Raw genomic sequence first — 26,994 nt, forward strand, 5'->3', positions numbered from 1 at the left:
TTAAGGAAGGAGTGAAAGAAGGATGGAACGGAGCTATCGGATCCGCGATGTGGTCAAGGAAGATTTCTTGCGGTTCCCTTTTGCCTTGCTTGCCAACCCGAAATACACGGCCATGTCGCTGGAAGCCAAATTTGTGTATGCATTGCTGCTCAACCGGTTGTCGTTGTCCCAGAAGAATGGATGGGTCAACGAGGACGGCGAAGTGTATCTGATCTATACCCGGGAAGAGGTCTCAAACACCCTGAATATCAGCTACAAAAAAGCGATTGCGGCGTTTAAAGAGCTGATGGAACAAGGGTTGCTCTATGAGCAGCGGCAAGGCCGCGGATACCCGAATCTGTTGTATGTGTTGAAACTGGAGCTGTCCGACCAGGAGGCGTCGGAATTTGTGGAGGATTTCAATCAGGTAGGACGGCTGGAAGAGCCGGACGTCATGCAGGAAAACCAGGACCAGGCGGACAGATCTGCCGATCCGGCACATCAAGACCTGCCGAAACCGCATGCCTTGATGTGTAAAAACGGCACTTCTGGACCTGTTGGAATGGAAGGTCTAGACCTGCCGGATCGGCAGCCTAAAAAGAAAGAGATTAGAAAGCAGGAAAGGAACCAGACGGATCTTCCATCCATCCAACAAAGAGGGGTGGAGGAGGACGCGGAAGAGCTGGAAGGGATTTATGAGCAATGCGATCTTAGCCTCTTCCAGAAAAACATTCAAACTATGTTCCGCGCCGCCATTGAACGGATGTATTACTCAGATTTCTTGAAGGTGGGGAATGCAAGGCTGCCCCAAGCCAAGGTGCGAAGCGCCCTGCATCTTCTGGACGCAGAAATCCTGATGGGGGCGCTGGACTGCATGAAGGAAAACAAAGCAAAGGTGGCAAACCCCACGGCCTACCTCATGTCGGTGATTTTCAACGGCATCTGTGCCAAAGACAGTTCGCTGATTTTGTCCCTGCCTCCGGAATACCTGGAGGATTCCGATTTCTTTCTTCCGTCCAAAAGAAAGGAGGATGCGCTATCAAATATTTGACCAAGCCTCAAAAAGAACTGCTCAAGCTTTTGCGGATGTATGGAACGTTACGGGTAGACCAGGCGAAACAGCTGCTGCGGATGGAGTCGGAGGTTCCGGCTTACATAGGGAAAGCCATCCGGCAGTTAATCGCAATGGGATGCATTGTGCAAAAAGGGGAGGATCTGCTCCAGGCGGAGGACACCACGGTTTCCCAAGAGATGTTGTTGGCGGTGGACGTGATGCTCCGTCTGGCTGGGGACGGGATTGAGATGCAGCAACGGGGGACGCCCCCATTCCTCATCACCTTCTTTAAGAAAAAGGCTGGGAAACTGATCCGGTATGATATTTGCCCGGTAGCGCCAGGGAGGGAACCCATTGTCAACGCCATGCTGGAGGGGATCCACCACAAGTACCGCATGCTGGTATTCCTACTGGAAGACTTCGGGCAGCAGGAAGCGCTCCAGGTGTTTTGTGACCATTGTTTTGTGATACAAACCGACGGCAAAATTCGATTCTATATTGGAAAGCCGCAAGAAAAGGAGGAAAGCTATGGATTTTAGGCAATTGGATGTGACATGGGACCGGGGACTGTCCGAAGCGCAGAAGAAGGAATGGAATGCCATCTATGCGTCCTGCCGGAGCGGTTCCATTTTAACCGGGAAAATCACCGGGATGGATTCCAACGTAGTGTCTTTGACCGACCCGGAGAACGGCCGGCAATTCGACCGGGAGGTCTTCAGCTTGGTGGTGATTGATTACCGGGTGAAGGTATTGATCCCGGAACGGGAGATTTGGTTTGATGAAAAGAGCAGCCAGCCTACTCATGTGCTGCGGTCCATGGGCGGCGCCGTGATGGATTATGTGGTCACCGACATTGACAAGGAAGAAGAATGCTGTGTGGCCTCCCGCCGCCAGGCCATGCGTTACCGCAGGTACACCTTCCAGCGCGACCAGGTACAGGCGGGGGACAAGGCGACGGCCCGGATTCTGGCGGTGGGGTATTCCCACATCCTAGCGGAATGCTATGGGTACGATATGACCCTGTCCATGAAGGACGTATCCTACACGGTAATGGATTTGCACGAACGGTACCGGCCTGGGGATGAATGCCCGGTTGTCATCAAAGGGTACGACAAGGAGAGGGATCAGCTGGCCTTTTCCTTGAAGGAGGTGGAGCCGCACCCATTCGAAGGGGTGGAGATCCGTCATCCCATTGGGAGCCGGCGGGCGTCGTTCATCACCGGGAAATACAAAGGAGGGGTATTCTGCCGGTTGGACGACAACATGGACTGCCTATGCACCTACAGTGCGGGGCAATGCGACGAGGACTTCCATGTTGGGGATCCGGTGATGGTTGTGATCAGCAAGTACAGTTATGAGAAGAAGCTGGTATATGCTAAGATTATCGCCAAGTGGTAATAGATATTACATGACAAAGGCCCGCCATTTGGCGGGCCTTGCTTGTTAATAACGCTTTTAATATTTTTAGATTAAGTTAGTTGAAATGCTCAAAATAGTGTTTTCTTCGCTATACTCTACGGTAATACAATATCCATCTTTCGTATAGTGCGTGGAAATTTTGGGAGCATCATTGCTGCCAGTATATAAAAATAGGTATTCTCCATGTGGATCAATCTTTTGTACACTTTCTAAGGATTGTCCGATTGCTAACTCATTAAAATCAGCTTTTGTCAGATTTAAATTATAGACCCTCCCTAAAATTTTATTTTCGTTACTATCAAAAAAAATCACAGCAACACTATCGTTTCCAAGATATGACACTCTACAGGCGTTTCCGACTTTTCTTAAGCATTCAATCGGATATTGTTTATTTAGTTCATCCATAGTCACGTCAAGTTGAGTTATAGTCAATAATTGTGAATTGCTATATGTCTTTGATACAAGATCCGTTATATTTCGATCAGGTGAGTACATTTTTCCTTTCAAATTACTCTCTCCTTTACTGCATGCAGATAACGTACATAGTAGCATCATAAATAAGAAAAAACATTTAAAATATTTCATAATCAACCTCAATTCCCAACTGCATAATAAATAATAGGACTGTCATAATATGGAACACCATTCAGTGTCCATGGGATTGTATCTGGTGTCATTCCAGCATCCCACAAAACTGAAGCACCACCGATACCATGTTTTTCAGCCCATTGGCCTGTATCTGTCTGACGCATGAAATGATAGTCGTAATATAGTTCGCCTGAATATGGATTGTATGCATATGGCTGTGTCCCCACTCTTAATGCAATCTTAAACTCATTGTCATAAACCTTTGCATTAGGTCCATCAATTTTTCGAACTGTTTTTCCCATAGATTTCAGGTCTGCCTCAACAGATTTTCCAACATCATTTACATCATTCCATTTAGTGGGTGACTTCCCGCTTCTCCCACCAGGTTGTTCATTGACGGGTGATCCAATTGCATATGCATAACAATTTGGAGAGTTTTTATCGCTACTTCCAGGCATATTTACATATGGCTGTGCTGCCCCAGTATTTGAAGTTGGTGCGGGTTGTGAGGAACAACCAGACAAAGATGCTACAAGTCCAACAACAAACGTGATACCAATTACGAGACCCCAAAACTGCCCATTTAAATCAGACCTATTAATAGGATTGTTTGCACAATAAGCAAACATATTCTGGGAATGAATGCCTTGAGCTGTGTCTACATACCCATCCGCATTGATGAATCGGCAAGTTTCGGGATCGTAGTACCTGGAGTTGAGGTAGTAAAGGCTGGATTCCTCATCATAGTAGTAACCACGATAACGGAATGGGTTGAGATGGCCCAGAGTAGAGGACATCGTCCCGGAAACAAGTTCCACCTTGCCCCATGCATCATAGACATAGTTTACCACTTGGCTGCCGTTGCTGTCCAGGATGCCGGTGATATCCCCTTGCAGGTTTTTCACATAGTAGTAGCTTTCCCCATCGGAAAGGAACCCCAGCAAGCTTCCTGTGTCGTCATATAGGAAATCCAACCGGTCGTCCCCGGTGATCTGGGTCAGGATCGTCGAGCCATTCAAGTAGTATTCCGTCTCAACCCCGTTTACCACCTTCTTCACCCGGATCCCCGAGTCGTTGTAGTGGTAGGCTGCATTTGTCCCGGCTTTCGAGAAGGTGGCCAGCTCCCGCCCATGCTGCCAGGTGAAGGCCATGCCGTCCCGGTAGGTGAGAGGGTTGCCGATCTCGTCGTAGGTGATGGTCTGGCCGTTGTAACTGGTCAGCTTGTCCTTCCAGTTGGCATCGTTGTACCCATAGACGATCTCATGGTCAACAATGGTCCCTTCGTCATCCACCGTCAGGTCATAGACGCTCTTTTTCAGGATGTTCCCGCCGTCATCGTAGGTGTAGCCGTAGGCCCACATACCCCTGTCGTACTCATATGCCTTTACCAGCTGCCCCAACTCGTCATACTCATACCGCACCAATGGGTAAAGGTTCGGGAAGAGGTTGTCCCGGATTTCGGTGATGTTGCCTAGCTCGTCATAGGAATAATAGAGGGTCTTGTCCCCATTCTGCACGGATTTAATAAGAGCAGTGGTGGAATTGGGGGCGCTTCCCTCTAGGTATTCGTACCGGGTGACAAAGGGGGTGGAGGTGTTCAGGGTACGGGTGGAAAGACGGGACAGGCCGTCATAGCCGTAGCTGAGGACCTGATTGCCGTTGACCTTCACCCCATAGATGAGCCCGGGCTTCTGCTGCTGGGAGGTGTCCCCGTAGAGGAACTGGGTCTTGGTGGCAACGCCCAGCACCTTGCTGAGGTTAAAGTCCACCCGGTTCTTGTCGTCGTAACGGACCAGCAGCTCCTGCCCGTGGCTGGTGCGCACACCGGTCAGGCGGTTGATCAGGTCATACTCATACCGGGTGGTGATGTTGTTGAGCAGGTCTTCCTGCTCGAACAGAGCCCCTCTCGCGTCGTACTTGTACCGGAAGGCAGCAGTCCCGTCATAGCTTTTCTCGATGAGCTGGTCGAACTCGTCGTAGGTATAGCCCACGGTCTTGCCGTTGCCGTAGGTGCCAAGCTGGAGCAGGCCGTTGTAGGGGCCGTAGGTGTTGGCCATCAGCGTTTGGCTCCCCACCTTGGTCTGAGTGGTGTTGCCAAAGCCGTCATAGGTAAAGGAATAGTCGAACCCGTTGTGGGTAATCTTGGTGAGCTGGTCGTCCTCGTAGGTATAGCTGTTGGCGGTGCTCCCGGAGGATACCGAGGTCACCGCATCGGTGTTGGAGTCGTAGGTATAGCTGGTTTCATTCCCCTTGGCGTCGGTTACTTTGGTGACAAGCCCCGGGTTGCCCCCATAAGAATAGGTGGTTCCGTTGCCGCGTGCGTCGGTTACCTTGGTAACCAGGCTCCCGTCGCTGTTGTACTCCACAGACGAGCGGATCTGTTCAGAGATTTCATCTAAAATCCACTGCTGAAGAGAAATGCGTAAAGGTGGAGATTGTACGAGCAAAATCAAAAGGGCCGATGGATGAAGAAGTGGTGTATCGTCGATATCGTTCTTATCTTGGTGACGATGCAAGAAGCAGGGGAAATCCCATAGTTTATATCGTTTCCGATGATTATGGTAGAGCAATATATACTGGATTTGGGAAACACTCTAAACTAATTGTGATGCTTTTTAATCCAGACGGTACGTATGACGATAGCACAGGCACGATGGACCTAACAAGCTTTGTCGCCTACCAAGACCAGCTGAAAGCCTTCAAGGATCGCAACCATTGGAACCAGCCGCTTACTTGATTCTTTGAAAAATCAAAAGCGCAGAAAGAAACGCCCGGAGAAATTTTCCCGGGCGCTTTTCATACCCTCGCGCTCGCTTGCCTGAGCCGCGCGGCAATGTTACGGGGACTTTCCGCCTGCATGCGGCCGTTTAGCTGTGCGCGGGCTTGGGGCGTGCGAAACCCGAACCCGTAGGTGACCGCCAAAAAATCGATTCCAGCTTGTCCGGCCCCCGCCAGGTCGAATTCGCTGTCGCCCACCAAGACCGTTTCCTCCGGCAGAGCGCCTGCCGCTTCCATGCCCCGGCGTATGAGGTCGGCCTTGGTGAGCCGGTCGTCCTCGTCCATCCCGCACACGGCGTCGAACAAGGAGAGCAGCCCCGTTTCCTGCAGAATCTGCTTGGCAAACGTCTCCTTTTTTAGCGTAGCGGTCGCCAGAAAGCAGCCCGCCTCCTTTAGTTCGCCCAGAGTTTCCCGCATCCCGTCGTAAACCTGCACCTGGCGCCACCCCTGTTTTGCGTAATATTCCCGGTAGCAGCGGATGGCCTGTACAGCCCGCTCCCGGCTCATGCCGCACAGATGCTCGAACACAAAGGGGAGAGGTGCGCCGATAGCGGTCTGAACAAAGGCGTCCCCCAGAAAGGGCAGGCCCAAACACGCAAATGCCTGCCGGTACGCCCGGTAAATCCCCTCATAGGAATTGACCAAGGTACCGTCCATGTCGAATAAAACGCACTTATACATCCGCTTCCTCCTGCTCGTAAACCGAAGGGGTCAAAAACGTAAGATTGAGGAAACGGGACAGTTCTTTGAGCTGCTTTCGAATCCGGCGCTGCTTTTCCAGCGCCTCCTCTTCTTTGAGAGGAATGTCCAGCTCCTGGCGGTAATAATTCCCCTTCGCGCTGGGGAGGAACCCGTCGAACCCCGCCAAAAACACCTCTTTCGCCCCGCACCGGATCAGCAGTTTTAGCAGCATCAGCCCCGCGTTGTCGGAAATCATCTCATCGTCGTTGGTGTACTGATCGTAATCGACAAACAAGTCGTCCTCCCCGGCACGGTAAGGGATGTTGGAGGTGAGGATGACGCGCATCCGGGCCGGCGGCTGAAGATCCCGCTCAATCACGTCCATTCGCTTGTGGTTGCTTACGAAGCAGGCGTCCGCCTGGTAGCGGGAATCGACAAAGTTGACCGATATGACAAAAGGATGCGCCTGTTCGATAAACGACCGGATGGCGTCGGCATGGGTTGTTAGGGTTTTGCCCGGGGCCAGCAGGAGAAGAGGTCGCCCTTTTATGAGCGCGGTGATTTCCCCGACACAAGCGCTGTCATCGATCTTTTTGCTTTGGAACTGGGTGTAAAGCCGTTCAATCAGCCCCCGGTCGTACAATACCTTGTGCTTTCCCGGGATGGATTGGATGATTTTTTCAATGTCCTTCATGGTCAGCGTCTGCTTGTCGATCAGATAAGCGGCGTAGTTGGGATGGCAGACGTGGCTCGCCGCGATGTGGTACGGTACCGTATACCCCCATTCGTACCGTTTCCTGATCGCGCAGATGTATTCGTCGTAAATGTCCATCACCATGGTCACATCGTACCGGGACGCGATGTTTTTGTTGATATACTGGGTGATTAGCTCTGTCGGCAGGTTGCCTGCGCCCCGCCCCATCCCGTACACGGTGGCGTCCAGGATCAGGGTGCGTTTGGTCTGAATTTTTCCCAGAATCTGGGCGTTGGAAAAGGCGAGCTGCAGGTTGTTGTGCCCGTGAAACCCCAGACGGATGCCCGGATCCATATTTTTGTCGATCAGGTAAAACCGGTGGGACACGTCGTTGCGGTACATACTCCCCAGCGTATCGACAATATAGAAGGCGTAGGGTCTGAGGCGGTTCATTTTTTCCACCAGCTCCAGCAGCTCCAGATCGGTGTAGAACACCGTCCCCACCGGCTGCATGAACACCTGGTATCCCTTTTCCATGATGATCTTCGCCCATTCGACGGCCTGCCCCACCTCCTCCTTGTGAAAGGTCAGCCGGATTCCTTCGATGCTCTTTCCGTCGTAAGGCGGCAGGGAGGAGGGGTGCAGCTCTTTTTCCCCAATGGCGATCATCGCCACATACATGGACGTCCGTTCCCGCCGGGGAAGCACCGCTTCAATCCCCTCAACGTCGTGAAACAGCGAGCATTCCTCATCCTGCACCATGCCGGTTAAAAACCCGCACTCGATGATGTCGATGTTTGCCTGTTCCAGCTTGTCCAAAATGGACGCGATGTTCTTTTTTCCAAACTGCCAGTCGTTGATATACCCGCCGTCGCGCAGCGTGCAGTCCAGAACTTGAATGCTCATGCCTCTTCCTCTCCTCTCTCCAGCCGGTCCCGAATGATGCTTCGAACGTATTCCAAATCCTTTTTCGTATCCACCGACAGCGTGTCCGCCTCCACCGGGATCATGCGCAGCGGTTTCCCATGCTCGATGAAGCGGAGCTCGTTGACGTCCTCGATTTTTTCCAGCTCCCCTTTTTCCGTCTGTGCAAAGAACGCGAGGGCTTGCAGCGAATAGGCCAGCACCCCCAGATGCTTATAGTAGTCAAACTGTAGGGCCGCCTTAGGGTGGGGGATGGGGCTTCTGGACATAAACAGCGCATTGCCCTGCGTATCGGTCACCACCTTGATGTTGGACTCATCCACCACATGAGATGGCCGGTGAATTTTGGCCATCAGGTTGGTGGCAAAGAAGCCCTCCGTCGACGGGGGGAGCACCCGCTCGATCAAGTCCGGCTGTATCAACGGCTCGTCCCCGTTGACGCAGACGTATACGTCCGCCTTCACCTGCCTGGCCACCTCGTAAATCCTCTGGGTGCTGGTGGGATGATCCGGCGAAGTCATCTTGCAGGGGATGCCGTAATGGCCGCACGCCTGCCGGATGCGTTCGTGGTCGGTGGCCACATAGACCTCGTCGATCCCCTTCGCTTTTTTTACCTGGCGGTACACCCACCAAATCATCGGTTTTCCACAGATGTCCTCCAACGGCTTGCCGGCCAGACGGCTGGAATGGTACCGCGCCGGAATGATTGCAACCGTATGCATCCAAACTCCCTCCTTATTTTCCGAGCAGCCTGGCGACGGCCCGAATCGGCTTTGTCAGCCGCCAGCAGGTTGAATTTTCGTACGTGTCCACCACTTCCTGAATACGCCGGTCCATCTCCTGCAGGGAAAGGGTCGGCGGGTCTTTCGCAGCCGGGGACGGCCTTGCACCCCCAGCCGCCTTTGTGCCCCGCTCCTGCTTATATAGGTTCCAGTTTTCCAGCAGCCGGTCGGACCACATCTTGAGCACCGCATCGCTTACCACCTCGTACCCCTGTGCAACCGGGTACTGCGCTTTTTTGCAGCAGTTGTCCCCGTCCTTCATGTCGTACGCCAGCACGCTTGGCAGATACACTTGGACCTCGTGCTTGAGCAGCTGGTTGCGGCCGTTTGCCTTCAGCTGAAAGTGTATCATCAGAAAATCCCGGATGCGGTCTTTTAAAGGGAGCATGGCTTTGTTGAAGATGGACTCATCCCGGTAGGAATCCAGCAGCGCCTGGATGACGTAGTGCCCCTTCAGCGCCCCAAAGCAGCCGCCCAACAGATCTTCTTCACTGTCAAAGCCGAAGAAGACCCGGTTGAGCCGCAGCCGCTTGAGGTTGAGATTGGCCCGCATGTCTGGGCTCAACACAATGCCGCCTTCCTTATACAGCAGCCGAAGCGCCAAATACTCCTCCACAAACCCAAGGTTCCCCGCTTCCAGCGCTTTTAGTACACAGCCGGGCAGCTCCTTTTCGGAGCAGTTGATTTCGTCCACTTGAATCAGCCGCGCCTTTGGGAAATCGGTGCGGATCTCCTCCAGGTAGCCCAGGGGGATTGGCCTTCCCAAATGCACACAGAAGAAGGTTTCCGGGATAACCTCATAATCCAAGAATTCCAGCAGCTTTTTCCTCTGCTTGTCCTTGGCAAGATACGGGTTTAACAGGAAATCCTTTTTGTATTTCTGAAGCAGCCCAATAAAGTCCGCCTGGAACAGCACTCTGGACTGCAGCATGTTCCAGTAAAGCTGCTTTGCCGTGCAGTAGACGACTTCTTCCCGGTAGGCCGGGTCGCTTCGGTCGAGAAAGTTGCTAAACGCCTGAATGATGTCCACCATCTCTCCCGCAAAGGTGGTGGAAATGGTGTCGGACCGGCGGTAGTAATTGTAAAAAGGCTTGGGGATGTAGCCCACATGATGGTACCGGGTGACCAAAGAGGGAATGAGGGAAATGTCCTCAAACAGCATCTTTTCGTACTGGTTTTCTTCCCAGATGCTTCTGCGAAAGAGCTTGTTGACGCTGTAGGTGATGTTGTTGCCGTTGGCAATGTAATCGGCGAGATCGATGGTTTCCCTGGGGTAAGAGGACACTACGGAGCTTCGGCCTTCGTCCACGTAGATGATCTTTACGTCGCACATCACATAGTCGTAACCGCCCTCCACCGCTTTGTCGTACAGTTCCTGATACATGTCCGGCTCCACGCTGTCGTCGGAATCCAAAAAGGCCACGTATTCCCCCTTAGCCATGCGAACTCCGGCGTTGCGGGTCAGTCCAAGCCCTTCGTTTTCCTTGTGTAGCACCCGTACTAGGCCCGGATACTGTTCTTGATACCGGTCGCAGATCTGCGGGGAAGCGTCTGTGCTCCCGTCGTCCACTAGGATAATCTCCTTTTCTTCCAGGGTCTGGGCGAGAACCGAGTCCACCGCTCGCTCCAGGTAGTTTTCCACCTGGTACACCGGTATGATAATCGAAACCTTAATGGGATTGTTCTCCATGCTGCCCTCCCAAATACCGTAAAATATGCTGCAGCTCATACACAGTCTGCGGGACGTAATAGTTTTTCCCTGCGAACTGCCGCTGGAACGTCTGCAAATACCGTTTGAGGATCTCGTCCTCTTTCCACAGCACCTTCCCGTCAAACAGCCGATACAGCATCACCGTGTTCATGTCCATTCCAAAGACGAGGCTTGCCGTCAGCGCCCCATTGGAGCAGACGGTCAGGACGGTTTTGTCTGCCGCCCCCTCGTTTAGCAAAAACAGCTCCCACGGCGCGTCCCCGTCATACCGGCGGGTTAGGCCCATTTGAAGGGGGAGGTTTTCCGGATTTCTGGGATGGGGTTTGACAACAAACCGCCCCGGCCCCACCGTTTCTTGGCATTCCTTCATCAAAGCAAGGTCGTTGCTTTGGATCCCCTCCGCCCGGAAGGACTGTTCTAAAAAAATAAAATCTGCAGGGTCTTCGGGCTTATGGTAGTCAAAAATCCCATTGAGTAGGGAACGAAAGGCGGTGTCTTTTCTCGAGATTTTGGGCAACGGACAGTTGAGAAGCCCGTCCCCCCGCATCGCCAGCCGCGGCTCGTACAGCAGCACCCGCCTGACCTTATCCTGGATCCGCCGCCCTTCCCTGTGACGGTTAACGGCGGCCCGGTCCTCCTTTAGATAATCGATCACGTAAGAAGAAAACCCGTCCTCGAACCATACGAATTCGCACAGCTGCGCATAGTACCAGTTGGCCAGCATCCGGGTAAACAGGTCAAAATTCGCAAAATAAACCGCGTCGTATACGTCCAAGTCGTCGCTGAGTACCCATTGGAAGATGCGTCTGCTATCTGCGAACGCTTCGTTTAACGCGTCCAGCTTCGTTAGAGGATACGACCGATTAAGATCGTTTACGTTTGCGAAGAGGACGCGTTCGAACAGCCCCGTCCCCCTCAGACGAGGAATGTACCCTTTAAGCGCGGGGGTAATGTCGGATACTAGCAGGTCTATCGCTGCCTCTTGCAATAGAGTACACTTCATATGCACTGCCGTCAGTAATTGATAAACAGAATTGACAAGGAGTAAAATTCGATTATTCGGCATATAGTTCCCTTCTTACCTTTCTAATTTGAAACTGTGTATGGAGATTTTCGCAACCGGTGGAGTCAAAGGTGTAGATCACCTTCGGCTTTCGTGTAAAAACGTAGGGAAGCAGCTCGGCTGGGAATACTTCCTTGATTTCTTTTGCATGGGGAAAGATGTCCTGGTAATGGAGCGTGTCGTCCGGGTGGCGCTTGATCAGCAGACGAGTACTCGGCGGGATGGCCGTTCGCATTCCTTCGTACAGACGGTGCTGCTCTTCTTGAGTCATAATCCCCAGGTTTGCGTACTGCTGGGTGAGCAGGATGGCGTCGGCCCTTGTGCAGATGCGCCGCTTGATAAAAAAGCGGATCACCTGTTTGCGCTTTTGGCGGGAGAGATTTTGAAGAGCCTCTTCCACAGAAAAATCCTCATAGCGTTCTCCGGAAACATTCACCGTCTGCGCCCGCTTCAGGCAGTAAATCCGGCGGATATAGGGGTTTCGTCCGTCGAACAGCCCGTATTTCCTAGCGATGGCCGCATGGATGGGAAAGGTTTTGCTCAAAGCCTCATCGTGTTCCTTCCACCGGCTGAGCATGCCCGCTGCGTCTTCGAAAAAGGAGAACGGGATGTGGTTTTCAATCAGGTAAAGGGAGAAGTAGAAGTGCGCCCCGGCCACGTAAATTTCGGAAAAATCGGTGATCTCATAGGGAATGCGCTGCTGGCAGCACCGGCTGACATCCTCTAAAATCCTTGCCTCCTCCCGATGAGGAATGCGTAGGTAGGGGAAGAGGTAAACCTCGTCAAACAGGCCGAGCCTTTCCAGCCTCTGGTACTTGGGATATTTTTGCGTAATAAAGTCCGGCAGAATCAAAACCGCTTTTTCCTTTTCGTGGTTTATCAGCCGGTGCAGCATGACTTCCAGCAGCTGGTAGGAGCTGACCGCGTGATACAGCACCGCCCGCCGGCCCTTTTCCTTATCCGATGTGAACATCATCCAAAAGCTCCTCCAACCCTTTTCGAAACTTCCGGTTGCCTCGGCTGCAGGCGAGCAGCATCGGAGCGTAAGCGTCCCGTCCGCTGATGGGGATTTCCATGGCAAGCCGGCGCTCTGCTTCGAGAAATTGTTCTACAAACGCCAGCACCCCCCGATGGATTTCCTCAATGCGCTGCGGTTCTTTCGGCGAAGCTTGGAACCGGCATGTTGCCTTCCCGTCCCCATCCCAATAAAAGCCCTTCAAGCTTCCATGGGGCGCACCCAACAGCAGCTCCCAGTAAAGGTTGTGGCTCTGCGCCGGGTCGTGAAACTTCCAAAGGTCCCGGTTTTCCCGTTGGGAATACAGGTAGCTGACAAGCTTCCCGTTGAGAAAGAAGGGCTCTGCACCGTCCGCCTGGGGACTGAGGGCGGACGGGCCTCCCGCCAAGATACCGGTAATGGGGCAGGACAGCCCCCAGACGCGGTTGACCATACAGTCGAGCATGACCGCGCCGCTGCCCGCCCAGCCGACGTCGATCGCCGCTGCCCGGTCGCAGCCGTGTAAAAGCTTTTGGTAGTAGGCTTTTCCCGCTTCCCGCTGCGGTTCGTACTGCGCGAGCACGTCTTCAAAGGCTTCTAGGAAATAGCTTTGAACGGAATGGACGTTTTTATTCGTCAAAAACGTTTCCGGGGTTGTGTGAGTCCGCCGGCATAAATCCGGGAGCATGCAGGACAGCTCCATGCTTTTTACAATTTGGCTTAACGGGATCTGCTGATCCACTTTGTGATACAAAAACCGTTGGAAATACTCCCATTTGTAATACCGGGCCGCCAGCTTCACCGCCGCCAGCCTCGACCAATACGCATATACAGCAGTGTCGGCCTCCTGGGGGTACATCATCCGGTATGCTTTAAGCAACACCGCACCGTCCCTGGAAAGGAACAGCAGCCTTTGCATACCGTGCTCCTTTGCATACCGGTGGATAAACCGGCAGTAGCCCGTAACGAACAGGCCCCCATAAAGATACCCGTATTCGTATTCTTTGGAATAGGCGGTCAGGCCGTTGTGGAGATGGGCGTTGGCAAGGCCCCGGTATACAGCCCCGGTTATGGCGGACATATCGCTTGGGCGGTATCGGTTTCCGATATGATTAACGTTGAGGGAAAGGAAGGCCTGCATGTGATGGCGCCGGGGCTGGTGGTAGTCGGCATGTTCGTGGTCGCCCACATGGACGTAGGAGTACGACCGCCCGACCTGTTCTTGCACCCGGTCGAACAAGGTTCCCTCTCCTTTGGAGACGCCGTATTCACAGGAGATAAAGCAATCAAGAACGGACGGGTATCCACAGGATGACAGCAGGGAACGGATATGGCCTTTGCTGAGGTACATGTCGGAAACAGCAATGATTTTTTTGCCCTTTGCCCTAAGACACTCCACGACTTGCTTCATATAGGGGTTGGCAATGCAGCATGCCTTTTCCCACCAAAGCTCGGTCTGCATGCCGAGCGTCTTGTCAATCCCGGTTTCGGGCGCCACCCCATCCCAAATTTCTGCAAGAGTGACTTCGCCGCTCCCCGTATCCCTGCGCTTTTGCTCCCGCACCTTTTTCTCCATTTCCACCCGGATGGCCCGAAAGTTTGGATAGGAGAGGGACATCCCTACAAAGAAGAACACGTCGGTGGGGTCGGACACCACCCGTAATAAAAGGGTGTCGAATACGTCGAAGGAAACCACGTCGCAGCGGGACAGCTTCTCGGCAAAGGAAGCTGGATCTTCCCGTTGAGAGCGGGAGGACTCGCTTTCCCCCTCCGGCAGCCGCCGCTCTTCGTAGACCGGATAGCGCTCCGGAAAAGCCAGCTCCCTTCGAAACAGCAGATAGTACTGCACGTTAAGCCATAAAAGGAACAAAAGGGCCGTCAAGCGGCTGGTACCCTTTTGGTTTCGCCGCTTTTGGTAACGGTCCCGGATGCCCGGCACCCGGTTGACCAGCAGGTTATACACACATGCCCGCAAAACGGTTACCCTCCTTTCATCCCTTCGTACGCGTCGCACACGCTTTTCGGGTCTCCCATCGCCCGCAGCTTTCCCTTTTCGATCCAGATGGCCTTGGAACAGTTCCCCCGGATGACGGAGGTGGAATGGGAGACGATCAGCACCGTCGATCCCCCGTGGATCATCTCCCGGATGCGCGCCTCGCTCTTTTTGCGGAAGAACAAGTCCCCCACGCTCAGCACCTCGTCCAAAATCAAAATTTCTGGCGTATCCCGGACGGTGGCAATGGCAAACCCCAGCCGCGATACCATTCCTGAGGAATAGTTTCGCACCTTCTCCTCCATAAACCCTTCCAGCTCCGCGAACGCTACGATCTGGTCGTACTTTTCGTCAATGTAGCGTTTGGTGTACCCGATGATCGCCCCGTTGAGGTAGACGTTCTCCCGCCCGGTCAGCTCCAGGTCGAACCCAGTGCCCAGGGTAAGCAGCTGTACCTTGCTTTTGTCTACCAGCACTTGGCCGCATGTAGGGACCAGCGCGCCGGAGATGATCTTCAAAAGCGTGCTTTTTCCCGAGCCGTTGGTTCCCACAATCCCCACAACCTCTCCTTTTCGGATGGAGAAGCTGACCCGGTCCAGCGCCCGGAAGGTTTCGTATGAATGCTGCCGGCGGAGGGTGCGCACCGCCAGCTCTTTTAAGCTGGTCGCCTCATCCTTAGCTCGGCGGAATTCCATCGTGACGTTTCTGACCTCAATGTCCACCGCCGGGTCTCTTGGCATCCGCCGGCTTGCCCGCCTGTGCCCTTCCCAAATACCCATGTATGCCTCCTTTAGACCCGTTGCATGATCCGGTTTTTGCTGCGCCGGAACACCCAGTATCCCACCGCGGCCGTTCCAACCCCCCACAGCAGCATTTGCGCCAGTTCGAAGCCGGTGGGCAAAGCCCCTGACATCACCGCTTTTCGCAGGCAGTGGATGTATACGTACAGCGGGTTTGCGTCTATGACCGCGCGGATGGGGCCTTGCAGCTGCTCCACCGGATAAAAGATGGCCGAGCAGTACATCCAAAGGGTCAGCACCACCGTGTAAAGATGCCGGACGTCTCCGAAAAACACGTAAGCCGTCGCCAGGATGTACGACAGCCCCAAAGCAAACAAAAACAAACAGGCGATAATCACCACTGAGAAGGCCATTGTCCATTTGGGTGTGACCTGGAAAACCGCCAGCATCACCACATAGGCCGCCAGGGAATACCCCAGGTTAATCAGCGCCGTGTACGCCCTAGTCAAAACGAACAGCTCCATGGGGAACTTTACCTTCAGCAGCAGCGCCTTGTTGTCCACCAGCGTCGTCATTGCCGAGGTGGTAGCGCCGGTAAAGGCTTGCCAGAGGATGTAACCGGTCAGATAATAGATCGGGTAATTGTCGATGGAGCGGCGGAACAGCTGGGAGAAAATCAAGGAAAGGACCGCCATGGACAAAAGCGGGTTGAGCACGCTCCAAACGATCCCCAAATAAGACCTGGCGTATTTGCGTTTGAGTTCCCTGGCCGTCAGCTGCCGGATGACAAAAGCGTGCTGCTTTCTTTGCTGGGCGCGGGTCACAGGCGCTTCCTCCTTTCCATTTGGTACAATGCCTGCTTGCGCCAGTGCCGCAGGTACTGAAACCAGGCGTACTGCCGCAGGTGCCGGGCGGGATGCTCCGAATAGGCGGCTGCGCTTCCCTCAAACCAGGCGCTATCCGGTTGCGCGCCGTTCCTCTTTCCCGCCCGGGAGAGCAGCTTTGCGAGCAGGTGGCTGGACGCCAGCTCCTCTTCCGTCATAGGGGCGGCGAGAGGCCGCTCGTTTTGATCGAGCACGTCGTCGGAAAACGGAAGGCTGCCGAACACCGCCGCTTCCTCCTTGGAAGGCGCCGCCATAAAGGCGCGCAGCAGACGCCGTACAGTCGCCCGGTCCTCCTGTACTACTGCAGGGGAAAGGAGCGCCCTGCCGGATGCTTTGGCAAGCTGGAGGGCGTACGCGGTGTAGACTTCTCCGGTTTTTTCTAAGAACTTTTTATATTCTTCTTGAATGCATCCAAAACAAGGGACATATCGGCCGTTTTCCTCCCGGTAGGAAAGGGTCATGCCATGGGGAGCGGTGAACACCGCTTCAAATAAGCAGTTGTTAAAGTACACCTTTTCCCCAACCGGCCCGGTAGGGCCGAAACAATAGCTGTGATAGCAGTTTGGGTCGGTTCCCTTTGGCAGCTCGTACAGCCCGAAGTAGTACCCTTCCAGCGGCCGGCTGCATCCCAAATGGGCCAGCGCATCGCCGAGGGTTTTCTGCATGGATCCCACCCATCCGCTGTCCACAACAGCATAGGGTTCCCCGTCGAGCAGCCCTTCCTGCCGAAGATAACCAGTAAGAGCGGGAAAGGCCCTTTTTGAATGGGCCCGCATGTAGGAAAGAAAAAGCGCACAGCTGGAAAGCCGGCGGCGGACTTGCCCCAGCCTTGCATGGGGGACTTCCTCCCCTAAGGAGACAGACAGCGCATGCGCCACCTCGTCCTGTTCTTCCTGCGTCAGCCCCGCCCGCCGTAAAATAGTCCCCATGGTTACATGCAGCCCGCCGCGGCACACGTAGGAAAGGGCTGCCTGCTTGTCCAAATGATAGGTGGGAAGACGCAGGGAATACCGCGAGCAGCACAAATACCGGCACTCGATGGGCAATGGAAGCGCCTTGCACAGGCGCAAGGCCATTTGATGCATCCAGTACCCGTCCCGCGCGAGAAAGTACAGCCGCTTTATCCCGTTGCGCACGGCATTTGTTAACAGCCATTGGACAAATCCTCCCAGCGCCGGGGCCAGTACATGCTGGGCGACCTGTGCCGCAAGGTCGTCCGTTGCCGCTTTGGTTGATAGGACCGCCTCATAGAGCCGTGGGTTTTCCTTTAAATAGGCTTGGTACTGCGAAAGCTTTTCGCTGTTTGGCTGCGTCATCCCCGTTTCCCCTCTTTCTGCTGTCCTTAGGTTTCCTTTTTTTCTTTCATCCGCCTGCGGATGCGCCGGTGGAGGGACGCCGGGATCGCTCCCACCGCCAAGGGCTTGAGCACGTAAGGAAACGTACCCGGGCTGAGCACCCCAAGCTCCCGGAACCCTCGGTAGCGCACCTTCATCTCCCTTACGCGCCTGGAATAGGTGCGTTTACGAAAAGAGTCCCGTCCTTCCCAATACCATAGCAGCGGCTCCTGTAGGTTGAACCCGCGAAAGCCCCTTTGGTGCAGCCGCATGAACAGTTCGTAATCTTCGCACTGCAAAACATCCCTGGACGTCCGGTAACCGCCGCAGGCCATCAGCGTTTCTTTGCGAAACAAAACAGAAGGATGGATGTACGGGGAGTTGAACAAAAAGTCCCGGGCCTCTGGGCACTCCGGTTTTGTTTCCATCCCCCATACGCCCTGCTCGTCTATGAGCAGGGCGTTGGACCCCACCCATTGGTACCGATGGTTTTCCTGCAAAAACAGCACCTGTTTTTGCAGCCGGTCTGGTCTTGCAATGTCGTCGTCGTCCATTCGGGCGATGAATTTGCCCTTTGCCAGCCGGATTCCCTCGTTGAGAGCGAAGGCAAGGCCGTGGTTTCGCTCCCCGCGCAACAGATGGATCCGCCGGTCCAACCCCGCTACCTCCCGGATCAGCGGCTGATGGGCTGGGTCGGATCCGTCGTCATATAAAATCAGTTCCCACCTGGAAAAGGTTTGGCCGATTAAAGAGGCCACTGCCCGGAGAAACCGGTCGCGGTCGCTGGGGTTAAACACCCCCATGATAATGCTGACTTTGATAAGCTGTCCCATAGGAACTTGGCTCGATCCTCCCGTCTACGTCCAGATAAATACGGCGCATCACCTGGTGTGCATGTTCCAGGCCGAACGCTTCCACCGAACGAAGGCACTGCTCTTTCATCTGCCTTCTCCGCTCTTCATCCAGGCTTTTGACCGCCCGGATCCCCCTCACAAATCCGTCCACATCGCCGCTGTGACAGACAAACCCGTTTTTTCCGTCCTGCATGTACTCGCGCGTTCCCCGGTTGTCCGCCGCAATAACGGGAATCCCCATGGCCAGTGCCTCCAACCCAGCCATGCCCAACCCTTCTCGTTTGGAAGGGAACACCGCCGCATCCGCGCAGCCGAGGACCTCCGCCACGTTTGGACAAAAGCCGTACAAGGTAACCGTATCCTGCATCTTTCGTTCTTCAATCCATCGCTCCATTTTTTTTCGCAGAAAGCCGTCTCCGCAAATCCCATACCGATAGGAAAACCCGTCCGCTTCTTCCTGCCGGAGTTTTTCCAACGCTTTTAGCACTACCACTTGATTTTTGTTTTCGTTGAGTTCACCCACCGAGACCAGGAAAAAATCTTTTGTCTGCAACCCCAGCCTGGCACGCAGATCGTTCCGCATGGTTTCCGATAAGGGGCGGAACACCTCCGTGTCCAGCCCCACGCCTGGGATTTTGTAGAGCCGTCCTCCTTTTCGAAGGCGAAAGTGCCGGGCGGCCTGGTAGTCCTCCTCGTTGATAACGATCAAAACGTCGGTGTCGCGGGCCAGCAGCCGCTCCACCTGGTAATAGGTCAGCCAGTTGAAAACCGGCGCGCCCTTATAAAAGTGAAAGCCGTGCGCCGTGTACATGACAACCGGCCGCTGCCCCTCGCAAAGCCTTCCCGCCAAGCGCCCCAGCACCCCACCGACCGGCGTGTGGCAGTGGATAGCCTGGATGCGGAACCGATGAACCAGCCACAGCAGCTGGCGCAGCGCCCGTTTGTTCTGTGCAAACAAAAAGGGCGACCGGGCAATATCAATGTGATGTGCCCAAACCCCCATTTCCTGGAACCGGGCCTCATCCGAACGGTAGGCCGGCTCGTTTAGGTTGGCGGCGTAATGAACCACATACCCCATGCGTTGGAGCAAGTCTACATTGTCGCGCTCGAACTTCCAGAGAAAATCGTGGGTGGTGGTTACAATTAAAATGTGCTTCTCCATACGCAGCGCAACCCTCCCGCACATTGACTGCCGCATTGCTTTCTTTCCATCAGTGTCACCAGTTGCCTTAAATTTTATGCGGCCATCGTACATCCGATCCCAGCGATCCGTCTCATTTACAAGGGGTCGCTTTTCTTGACATGCCTGGAATCATAGGTATAATAGTTTTTAAATAAACTGTTTTTTAAAAAACTTTTTGTAAAAAGGTGAAAAAGGAGGCATAAGCATGAGCCGGCCGGCCGACTTTCTGACAAACATCCGCCGCATGGTTAAGCTGCATGAGTGCATGCTCAAACGTGTCTGCCAGGACTACCAGCTTACCCTAGTGGAAGCGACTGTCATCAGCTTCCTTTTTAATAACCCCGGGAAAGATACCGCCGCAGATATCGTAGAGCTGCGGATGCTGTCGAAGGGCAGCGTATCCCAAGCGGTGGAGGGATTGATTCAAAAATCTCTCCTTCGGCGCAGGCAGGATATGGAAGACCGCAGGAAAATCCACCTTTCTCTGACGCCGGACGCGGCGCCTGTTACCAAAGAAGTGGAGGCCATCCGCAGCCAGTTTAACCAGGAAGTGTTTTTTGGCTTGAGTCAGGAAGAAAAGGACTTGTTTGACAGGGTCAACCAAAAGATGATGGAAAACACAAAAAGAGCACTGATAAGGAGGGGAAAGGTATGAATGAAGATAAGGAGTTTTTAGGAAAGGAGCCGCTTGGCAGGCTATTGCTTAGATTGGCCCTGCCCACTGTAGCCGCCCAGGTTATCAACATGCTCTACAACATCGTCGACCGTATTTACATCGGCCATATTCCAGAGGTAGGGGAGGCGGCGCTGACGGGGGTGGGCGTGTGCATGCCCTTGATTATGATTGTCACGGCGTTTGCCGCATTTGTCGGCTATGGCGGCGCGCCCCGGGCATCCATTTTTATGGGGAAAGGGGATCACAAATCCGCCGAAAAAATCTTGGGCAACTGTTTTGTAGTGCAGCTCATTATTTCCGTTTTGCTGACGGCGGCCCTTCTGGTTTGGAACCGGGATTTTCTCATGGCCTTCGGCGCCAGTGAGAACACCATTGAATACGGTGTTTCCTATATGAACATATACGCTGTCGGCACAGTTTTTGTCCAACTGACTCTGGGAATGAACGCTTTTATTACGGCCCAGGGTTTTGCGAGGACCGGCATGCTTTCTGTGCTCATTGGCGCGGTTGCCAACATCATCCTCGATCCGGTTTTTATTTTTGGATTTGATATGGGTGTCGAGGGCGCGGCGCTAGCGACTATCCTTTCCCAAGCCATGTCCTGTGTCTGGGTGCTAGCCTTTTTGTTTGGGAAAAAGACCCACCTGAAAATTCAAAAAGCAAATCTGGTACTAAAAGCCAGCATTGTGCTTCCGAGCCTAGCTCTCGGCCTTTCCTCCTTTGTGATGCAGGCCAGTGAAAGCGTGATTTCCGTCTGCTTCAACTCCTCCCTGCTGCGGTACGGCGGCGACACTGCCGTAGGAGCCATGACGATTCTGACCAGTGTCATGCAGTTTGCCATGCTGCCTCTGCAAGGCCTTGGGCAAGGGGCGCAGCCCATTATCAGTTACAATTACGGGGCTGGGAAGGTAGACCGGGTCAAGGGTGCATTCCGGCTTTTGTTAAAGGCAAGCCTTTGCTATTCCACCCTGCTGTGGGCCTGCATTATGCTTTTTCCGCAGGTGTTCGCCGCTATGTTTACCTCGTCCCCGGATCTTCTGGACTTTACCAAAACCGCCTTGCGCACCTATATGGCCTGCATGCTTCTGATGGGTATCCAGATGGCCTGCCAAATGACATTTACGTCGCTAGGAAATGCAAAAGCGTCCATCATGGTGGCCGTCATGCGCAAATTTATTTTGCTTGTTCCGCTCATTTATATTATGCCCCAACTGTTCCCTTCTGATAAAACCATGGCGGTCTATATGGCCGAACCGGTAGCGGATTTCCTGGCGGTTACCTTTACTGTGATTCTTTTTTCCTTTCAATTTAAAAAGGTGCTCTCCCGAAATCCGGATCGAATGCCAAAAGGAAAGGACCAATAGCACGCGGCCGGGAAAAGGGATATTCCTCTCTCACAGCATCGCCCCAGAAAACGTACAGATGCTTTTCTGGGGCGGTGCTGTATTGTTTTGCAAGTGGAAACAGTCGCCCTTTTGACGGTCAAACGGGGGCTTTGCAGTAACCCTCCGGCTTGGAAGAAAGGATGGTAAAGAAGGGCACTATATAAATAGGTATAAAAAGCGGTAGTGAGATTTTACAAGAACAATAGCAAACCCTTACATGACCTTGATCAAAGAAATGCCTGTCCCCTGTTACACTTGTTCCAGTGAACCTTACAGCAAATTGTAACGGTTCACAAATGAAAGGAGTGGAACAGATACCTATGCGAAAGACAAAGCAGAATCGTCTGCGGCGCGTTCTAACCGCCTTTATGGCGGTTGCTCTCCTCTCTACGGCACTGATGTCGTCAGCGGGAGCAATAGGCGTTGCCGCGGCGGAACCGTCCGGACAGGTCACCAATATCCTCGCGGATGAAAACCTGATCAACGGCGTGCATTATTCCGAAGAGGACATTGTCAACTATCTCGGGCAGGAAGGTCACCGCCTGCGCGTCAACCATCTGACGGTGACGCCGGGGACGGAAAATCTGCAGATCATCTCCGCCAAGGCACAGGATACCGTCAACGCAATGGAGACGGTAGGCGGCCAGGCCCAGCGTGAGATCCTTAAGGGGAACCACGTGGTAGCCGCCATCAATGCCGATTCCTATGACATGGACTGGGGAATCAACAGCGGCATCCAGGTGCAAAACGGGAACATCCTGGTTAGCCAGCCCAATTCCAGCCACACTACCACTACGCCGGTGTTTTTTGTGGATGAATCCGGCAAAGCGAACATCGATCCTCTGCGCAGCGTGGCCGATATCCAGGTGGGCGAGGACTACAAAGCTGAGGTCCAGTACATCAACCGCAACCAGTACTGCACCGGCAACGATACCCGGGTGTTCACCTATTATCTCACCCGCGACCATGTGATGAGCTACGGTGCCGGCGGGGTATCCGACCAGCAGGCATACGCGCTGATCCGCTTAAACGATTTTGACGGCTACATTCACGCTGGTACCCAGTATACCGGCGAAGTGGTGCAGACCTATACCGAGTCCGGCTTTGCCATTCCTTCCGACTGCATTGTGTACGCCGGATACGGTACGAAAGCGCAGGAGGTTGCTGGACTTGCAGTGGGCGAGGCCGTCACCTACAGCTGCAACCTTTACACCGGCACTTATGCGGAGGCAGACGGCGTGTATACCGACCGCGGCACCCTGTGCAACGAGGTTTACACGGCGGTCAACGGTTTCCATCTGTTGGCCAAGGACGGCGTTGTCAATGAGGACATGGTCAACAACAGCGGCACCGATAACAATTCCCGCACCGTCATCGGCATGACGGCGGACGGAACCATGCATGTGCTGTGCGTCGCAAAGCCGGGCACCAACTTCTCCGAGAGCGACGGCACCAGCTTTAAGGATATCACCAACTATATGATGAACCAGCTGGGCTGCGTAGACGTGCTGAATATGGACGGCGGCGGCTCCACTGAGATGCTGGCACGCCGTGCCGGCAGTGACGAGCTGGTTACCGTCAGCTATCCCAGCGACGGCAATTCCCGCTCGGTTTCCAACTCCCTTTTGTTTGTCAGCACCGCACCGAAGAGCTCCACTGTGGGCAACGTGGTGGTGGATGAGAACAACATCAAGCTGTATCCCGGCTCTTCCTACGATTTCTCTGTGCGCCTAGCGGACACCAGCGGCAGCAGCCTTTCCTCGGAAGGGAAGACAATTGTTTGGGGCGCGGAAAAGGGAACCATCGACCAAAACGGCCATTATACCGCACCGGCGTCCTGCACCACCGATACGGTGACCGCAACCGTGGACGGCGTAGTGGGGACGGCTACCATCCAGGTGGTGGATACCTTTGGCTCGGTGGGCTTGGACGCCACCGGGACGGTCACCCTGCAGCAGGGCGATACCCGCGCGTTTCGCCTTAAGGCGTATGACAGCGCCAACAAGGAAATTTACATTGATTCTTCCGCCGCCCAGTGGGCTTTGACCGGGGATGCCATTGGTACGCTGGAAGACGGCGTGCTCACCGTCACCGCTTCGGAAGGGGAAGCGGACCTCACCGCAACCTTCCTAGGGCAGACCTACAGCGTCCATATCATCATCGGCCTCAAGGAACAGATTATCGACGACTTTGAGGATTCCCCCATCGAAGGATACTACATGAGCAGTTATCTTTACGGCCGCCAGACCCAGTACGGTGGCAAGAGCGACATGCTCGGGTTTGAAACCGCCGAGATGGAAGGCAGCCGCGTGAAAAACGGCGAGAACAGCTTCCGGGTCACCTACGATACCTCCATGTGGGCCTGGGATGCCGCCAACCAGAAGCGCACCACCAATGGGACGGCAAACTTCATCCCTCTGTGGGACGACACCAGTGATTATGCGGGCACCGGCGTGTGGAACGAGGAGCTGCGCGCGCAAATGGAAGAACGCTACACCGCCAAAGCCATGCCGAAAAAGTTCGGGATGTGGATTTACAGCGGCGATGAAAACAACGACGGTGTCAGTGACAACATCAATGTCATGCTCACCGCTGTGTTCAAATCCGCTTGCACCGGCCCGGGCACCGGCACCGACAAGAGCTTGAACCTGGTGGGCTCCATCGACTGGATCGGTTGGAAATACGTAGAGGCGGAGATCCCACAGGATTGGCCTATGACTCTGGTCTTCAACTATTTCTGGTTCTCCAACACCAACCGCGCCCTGACTCCCGATCAGGACTATACCACCACCCTCTTGTTCGACGATTTGAAGTTTATCTACACCGATGAGGCCAACGACCTTTCCGGCCCGGTGTTCAACGAGACCACGCCCGAAGGCGGCGGCTACTATCAAGATTCCATGGAGTTCTCCACCTGGATTAGCGACAGCGGTTCCGGTGTGGATGCTTCCTCCATCACCGTAACCGTCAACGGCATAGCGAAAACCGATTATACCTATGACGCTCAAACCGGAAAGCTCAGCTTTGGCCTAAGCGGGCTGGAAGATGGCCAATCCTACCGAGTGATCGTCAAAGCCAAGGACAATCAGGGCAATGAATCCGTGCCCTATATCGACAATACCTACACTGTGGACCTGACCCCGGATACCGAGGGTCCCACCGTGCACGACGTGACCCCCATCGGCAGCGTAACAGTCCGCATCCCTCAGCCGCGGATCAGCTTCTGTATGGAGGACGCTAAGAGCGGCGTGGATCCCCAAAGCATCCGTGTGACGCTAAACGGCCAGGAAGCGCCGGTGTACTATGACGAGGAAACCGGTGACGGCTATGCCCTGCCCGCTGAAAAGCTCCAAAAGGGCAGCTACGTGCTGACCATCGACGGCAAGGATGTAGACGGCAATGCCATGGCCACCTATACCGACACCATCACCATCGATCCGATTGCCCAGCCGGAGGATCCGGAGAACTTTAAGGTTTCCATCATCCCCGACACCCAGGGCAACACCTATTCCGACCGGATCTATAGCCGTGCCGGCGAAGAGGAAAGCGACTTTGTCATCCAGATGGGCGACATTGTAGACGGCGCTTCCCAGCAGGAATACACCGACGGCAAGAACTACATCGAAGCCACCGGCAAGCCCTACTTTGTCATGGCGGGCAACCATGAAGGCGTCAACGGCAACCTGGAGCTGTTCTATCAGACCTTTGGTTCCCCCACTTATCACCTGGAATACGGCAACACCCTGTTTGTCTTCCTCAACTCCGCTTATGGCCAGAGCGTCCAGTACACCGATTCCACCCAGTATCATTACCTTGAGCAGCTGTTGCAGGCCAACACCCTTCCTAACGTGGTGGTGCTCAACCATGTGGTAACCCGGGACGACTTTGCCACCGAACACAACATGAGTGCTTCTGAAGCCGAACGCTTTGAGAGCATCCTCACCGCGTACAAAGCGGAAAACCCCGACGTAAATGTGGACGTGCTGTTTGGACACCTGCACACGCTGCACAATTGGAATGTAGGCGATGTGGACTACATCATCACCGGCAACGCCGCCGGCAAAGGCTATGTCACTGCGGAAGAGGGCAACCTGCTGGGCAGCGGTATTTATCAGGTAACTGACGGCTCCGCCGAATATACCTACAATCCCCTGCTGACCCGCGTCTATCTGCAGCACGACGCCCTGATCGGCGATACCCTCAACACCTTTGAAGGCGCGACACTCCAGCTCAATCTTTACGGTGATTTCCGGGAATATCCTTCTAATTACATCACGCAGCTCAACAGCCATGAACTGGTAAACATCCAGTGGAGTTCTTCGGATCCCGCGGTGGCTACCGTGGATGAAAAGGGCGAAGTAACCGTCACCGGCCAGGGCACCGCTACCATTACGGCTGTCTGCGGCGGTGAAACCGCAATGATGCAGCTGAACGTGTTGGATCCCTCTCTTGCGGATGTGGCAAGCCTGCAGATTACCTTGCCGGAGGATCTGAAAGCCGACCAGACCGTGCTTCCCACGGTAACAGCCACCGATCCCTATGGCGTATCCTTTGCGCTGGACAACCAGAGCGTACAATTCCAGTTTGAAAACGGCCTGGCCGAGATGACACAAGACGGCAAAATCCATCTTCTGCAGGCGGGTGAAGAAACCGTCCAGGTTACCTATCAGGGCCGGAGCGCTGAGACGACCGTACAGATCGGCCGTTCCGATGCAGACGTGGTCTCCATCGAGCTCTCCATCCCCACCGGTAAGGTAGGCGATACGGTACAGCCGGTTGTCTGTGCCACCAATCCCTACGGGGTGCAGCGCACGCTGGATAATCAGGATGTCACCTTCACCGTGACCAACGGGTTGGTCCGTGTGAATGAGGACGGCACTTTGACCTTCCTCCAGGCAGGTGCCGAAGTGGTTGCCGCCGAATACAATGGCCTGACCGCCATGGCTGGCCTTACCATCCAGGAGGTAGAGGAAGAAACGCCTTCTACTCCGGACCCGGATGAACCCGCTACGCCCGATCCGGACGAGCCTTCCGCCACCGATCCGGATGTGCCCGGTGGGACTGAGGACACCACTCCTTCGGATGAGAATCCTTCCACCGGTGTCTCTGCAATGCCGGTAGCCACAGTAGCCCTTCTCCTGTTAGCTGCCTTAGCTGTGACAGGCTTGGCTGTGCGGAGAAAACGCAACAGCGAAATCTAAACTTCCCCTATTTTAAGAAGTTGGACGAGGGTACCGTTTCAATGTGGTACCCTCGTTTTTCTACTTTGTCATAGCAG

General features: G+C 54.3%; 21 protein-coding genes. 7 read left to right on the forward strand and 14 right to left on the reverse strand.

Annotation, left to right across the window (positions count from 1 at the left end; translation table 11 throughout):
- Nucleotides 1-22: 22 nt before the first annotated feature.
- From WMO26_RS06960 to WMO26_RS06970, 3 genes are read left to right on the forward strand one after another with little or no spacing between them, the layout of a single operon-like run.
- Nucleotides 23-1,030 carry a replication initiator protein A gene (locus tag WMO26_RS06960; protein WP_349219202.1) on the forward strand — a complete coding sequence of 336 codons (1,008 nt, stop codon included), beginning with the start codon at nucleotides 23-25 and terminating at the stop codon, nucleotides 1,028-1,030.
- The gene (locus WMO26_RS06965; RefSeq protein ID WP_349219203.1) at nucleotides 1,027-1,572 is read left to right on the forward strand and encodes a DUF5697 family protein; all 546 of its coding nucleotides are present in this window, start codon (nucleotides 1,027-1,029) and stop codon (nucleotides 1,570-1,572) included. The genes WMO26_RS06960 and WMO26_RS06965 overlap by 4 nt, the downstream gene beginning before the upstream one ends.
- Nucleotides 1,562-2,431, forward strand: a complete 870-nt coding sequence (locus WMO26_RS06970) for a hypothetical protein (RefSeq protein ID WP_349219205.1) — start codon at nucleotides 1,562-1,564, stop codon at nucleotides 2,429-2,431. The genes WMO26_RS06965 and WMO26_RS06970 overlap by 11 nt, the downstream gene beginning before the upstream one ends.
- Nucleotides 2,432-2,497: 66 nt before the next feature.
- Here the strand turns inward: WMO26_RS06970 and WMO26_RS06975 are convergent, their stop codons facing one another.
- The gene (locus WMO26_RS06975; protein WP_349219206.1) at nucleotides 2,498-2,959 is read right to left on the reverse strand and encodes a hypothetical protein; all 462 of its coding nucleotides are present in this window, start codon (nucleotides 2,957-2,959) and stop codon (nucleotides 2,498-2,500) included.
- A gap of 86 nt (nucleotides 2,960-3,045) precedes the next feature.
- Nucleotides 3,046-5,406 carry an RHS repeat-associated core domain-containing protein gene (locus WMO26_RS06980; RefSeq protein WP_349219208.1) on the reverse strand — a complete coding sequence of 787 codons (2,361 nt, stop codon included), beginning with the start codon at nucleotides 5,404-5,406 and terminating at the stop codon, nucleotides 3,046-3,048.
- Between the two features lie 62 nt (nucleotides 5,407-5,468).
- Between WMO26_RS06980 and WMO26_RS06985 the strand changes: the two genes are divergently transcribed.
- The gene (locus WMO26_RS06985; RefSeq protein WP_349219210.1) at nucleotides 5,469-5,777 is read left to right on the forward strand and encodes a hypothetical protein; all 309 of its coding nucleotides are present in this window, start codon (nucleotides 5,469-5,471) and stop codon (nucleotides 5,775-5,777) included.
- A 59-nt stretch (nucleotides 5,778-5,836) separates the two neighbouring features.
- On the opposite strand, the gene WMO26_RS06990 is transcribed toward WMO26_RS06985, so the two are convergent.
- Genes WMO26_RS06990 through WMO26_RS07045 form a run of 12 tightly spaced genes read right to left on the reverse strand, consistent with a single transcriptional unit; the run spans nucleotide 5,837 to nucleotide 19,634 of the window.
- Entirely contained in the window at nucleotides 5,837-6,499 is a 663-nt protein-coding gene (locus WMO26_RS06990) for an HAD hydrolase-like protein (RefSeq protein ID WP_349219211.1), read from the reverse strand.
- Entirely contained in the window at nucleotides 6,492-8,099 is a 1,608-nt protein-coding gene (locus WMO26_RS06995; protein WP_349219212.1) for an aldolase catalytic domain-containing protein, read from the reverse strand. The genes WMO26_RS06990 and WMO26_RS06995 overlap by 8 nt, the downstream gene beginning before the upstream one ends.
- Entirely contained in the window at nucleotides 8,096-8,839 is a 744-nt protein-coding gene (locus WMO26_RS07000; protein WP_349219214.1) for a 3-deoxy-manno-octulosonate cytidylyltransferase, read from the reverse strand. Before WMO26_RS07000 ends, WMO26_RS06995 begins: the two co-directional genes overlap by 4 nt.
- A gap of 13 nt (nucleotides 8,840-8,852) precedes the next feature.
- Nucleotides 8,853-10,589, reverse strand: a complete 1,737-nt coding sequence (locus WMO26_RS07005) for a glycosyltransferase family 2 protein (protein ID WP_349219216.1) — start codon at nucleotides 10,587-10,589, stop codon at nucleotides 8,853-8,855.
- The gene (locus tag WMO26_RS07010) at nucleotides 10,570-11,676 is read right to left on the reverse strand and encodes a polysialyltransferase family glycosyltransferase (protein ID WP_349219218.1); all 1,107 of its coding nucleotides are present in this window, start codon (nucleotides 11,674-11,676) and stop codon (nucleotides 10,570-10,572) included. Before WMO26_RS07010 ends, WMO26_RS07005 begins: the two co-directional genes overlap by 20 nt.
- Complete coding sequence (locus tag WMO26_RS07015) at nucleotides 11,666-12,649, reverse strand: polysialyltransferase family glycosyltransferase (protein WP_349219219.1); 984 nt, start codon at nucleotides 12,647-12,649, stop codon at nucleotides 11,666-11,668. Before WMO26_RS07015 ends, WMO26_RS07010 begins: the two co-directional genes overlap by 11 nt.
- Nucleotides 12,630-14,642 (reverse strand): hypothetical protein, encoded by a 2,013-nt coding sequence (locus WMO26_RS07020; RefSeq protein ID WP_349219221.1) that lies wholly within the window; start codon nucleotides 14,640-14,642, stop codon nucleotides 12,630-12,632. The genes WMO26_RS07015 and WMO26_RS07020 overlap by 20 nt, the downstream gene beginning before the upstream one ends.
- A gap of 5 nt (nucleotides 14,643-14,647) precedes the next feature.
- Nucleotides 14,648-15,439, reverse strand: coding sequence for an ABC transporter ATP-binding protein (locus tag WMO26_RS07025; protein ID WP_349219222.1), 792 nt, complete (start codon nucleotides 15,437-15,439; stop codon nucleotides 14,648-14,650).
- 11 nt (nucleotides 15,440-15,450) lie between these two features.
- Nucleotides 15,451-16,224, reverse strand: coding sequence for an ABC transporter permease (locus WMO26_RS07030; protein ID WP_349219223.1), 774 nt, complete (start codon nucleotides 16,222-16,224; stop codon nucleotides 15,451-15,453).
- Entirely contained in the window at nucleotides 16,221-17,600 is a 1,380-nt protein-coding gene (locus tag WMO26_RS07035) for a hypothetical protein (protein ID WP_349219225.1), read from the reverse strand. Before WMO26_RS07035 ends, WMO26_RS07030 begins: the two co-directional genes overlap by 4 nt.
- A gap of 26 nt (nucleotides 17,601-17,626) precedes the next feature.
- Nucleotides 17,627-18,451 (reverse strand): glycosyltransferase, encoded by an 825-nt coding sequence (locus WMO26_RS07040; RefSeq protein WP_349219227.1) that lies wholly within the window; start codon nucleotides 18,449-18,451, stop codon nucleotides 17,627-17,629.
- Nucleotides 18,408-19,634, reverse strand: coding sequence for a glycosyltransferase family 4 protein (locus WMO26_RS07045; RefSeq protein WP_349219229.1), 1,227 nt, complete (start codon nucleotides 19,632-19,634; stop codon nucleotides 18,408-18,410). Before WMO26_RS07045 ends, WMO26_RS07040 begins: the two co-directional genes overlap by 44 nt.
- A gap of 226 nt (nucleotides 19,635-19,860) precedes the next feature.
- Here WMO26_RS07045 and WMO26_RS07050 point away from each other — a divergent pair, with 226 nt between their 5' ends.
- From WMO26_RS07050 to WMO26_RS07060, 3 genes are all read left to right on the forward strand, one after another.
- The gene (locus WMO26_RS07050) at nucleotides 19,861-20,310 is read left to right on the forward strand and encodes a MarR family winged helix-turn-helix transcriptional regulator (RefSeq protein ID WP_349219231.1); all 450 of its coding nucleotides are present in this window, start codon (nucleotides 19,861-19,863) and stop codon (nucleotides 20,308-20,310) included.
- On the forward strand, nucleotides 20,307-21,695 hold the full coding sequence (locus tag WMO26_RS07055; protein ID WP_349219233.1) for an MATE family efflux transporter: 1,389 nt from the start codon (nucleotides 20,307-20,309) through the stop codon (nucleotides 21,693-21,695). The genes WMO26_RS07050 and WMO26_RS07055 overlap by 4 nt, the downstream gene beginning before the upstream one ends.
- Before the next feature lie 341 nt (nucleotides 21,696-22,036).
- Nucleotides 22,037-26,917, forward strand: a complete 4,881-nt coding sequence (locus WMO26_RS07060) for a phosphodiester glycosidase family protein (protein WP_349219234.1) — start codon at nucleotides 22,037-22,039, stop codon at nucleotides 26,915-26,917.
- Nucleotides 26,918-26,994: the final 77 nt, after the last annotated feature.

This window comes from Solibaculum intestinale, assembly GCF_040096205.1.
GTDB classification, from domain to species: Bacteria; Bacillota; Clostridia; order Oscillospirales; family Acutalibacteraceae; genus Solibaculum_A; species Solibaculum_A intestinale.

Coding starts and splice junctions, on each gene's coding strand:
- WMO26_RS06960 (WP_349219202.1), top strand. CDS start 23: ATGGAACGGAGCTATCGGATCCGCGATGTGGTCAAGGAAGATTTCTTG.
- WMO26_RS06970 (WP_349219205.1), top strand. CDS start 1,562: ATGGATTTTAGGCAATTGGATGTGACATGGGACCGGGGACTGTCCGAA.
- WMO26_RS06990 (WP_349219211.1), bottom strand. CDS start 6,499: ATGTATAAGTGCGTTTTATTCGACATGGACGGTACCTTGGTCAATTCC.
- WMO26_RS06995 (WP_349219212.1), bottom strand. CDS start 8,099: ATGAGCATTCAAGTTCTGGACTGCACGCTGCGCGACGGCGGGTATATC.
- WMO26_RS07000 (WP_349219214.1), bottom strand. CDS start 8,839: ATGCATACGGTTGCAATCATTCCGGCGCGGTACCATTCCAGCCGTCTG.
- WMO26_RS07005 (WP_349219216.1), bottom strand. CDS start 10,589: ATGGAGAACAATCCCATTAAGGTTTCGATTATCATACCGGTGTACCAG.
- WMO26_RS07010 (WP_349219218.1), bottom strand. CDS start 11,676: ATGCCGAATAATCGAATTTTACTCCTTGTCAATTCTGTTTATCAATTA.
- WMO26_RS07015 (WP_349219219.1), bottom strand. CDS start 12,649: ATGATGTTCACATCGGATAAGGAAAAGGGCCGGCGGGCGGTGCTGTAT.
- WMO26_RS07025 (WP_349219222.1), bottom strand. CDS start 15,439: ATGGGTATTTGGGAAGGGCACAGGCGGGCAAGCCGGCGGATGCCAAGA.
- WMO26_RS07035 (WP_349219225.1), bottom strand. CDS start 17,600: ATGACGCAGCCAAACAGCGAAAAGCTTTCGCAGTACCAAGCCTATTTA.
- WMO26_RS07040 (WP_349219227.1), bottom strand. CDS start 18,451: ATGGGACAGCTTATCAAAGTCAGCATTATCATGGGGGTGTTTAACCCC.
- WMO26_RS07045 (WP_349219229.1), bottom strand. CDS start 19,634: ATGGAGAAGCACATTTTAATTGTAACCACCACCCACGATTTTCTCTGG.
- WMO26_RS07050 (WP_349219231.1), top strand. CDS start 19,861: ATGAGCCGGCCGGCCGACTTTCTGACAAACATCCGCCGCATGGTTAAG.
- WMO26_RS07055 (WP_349219233.1), top strand. CDS start 20,307: ATGAATGAAGATAAGGAGTTTTTAGGAAAGGAGCCGCTTGGCAGGCTA.
- WMO26_RS07060 (WP_349219234.1), top strand. CDS start 22,037: ATGCGAAAGACAAAGCAGAATCGTCTGCGGCGCGTTCTAACCGCCTTT.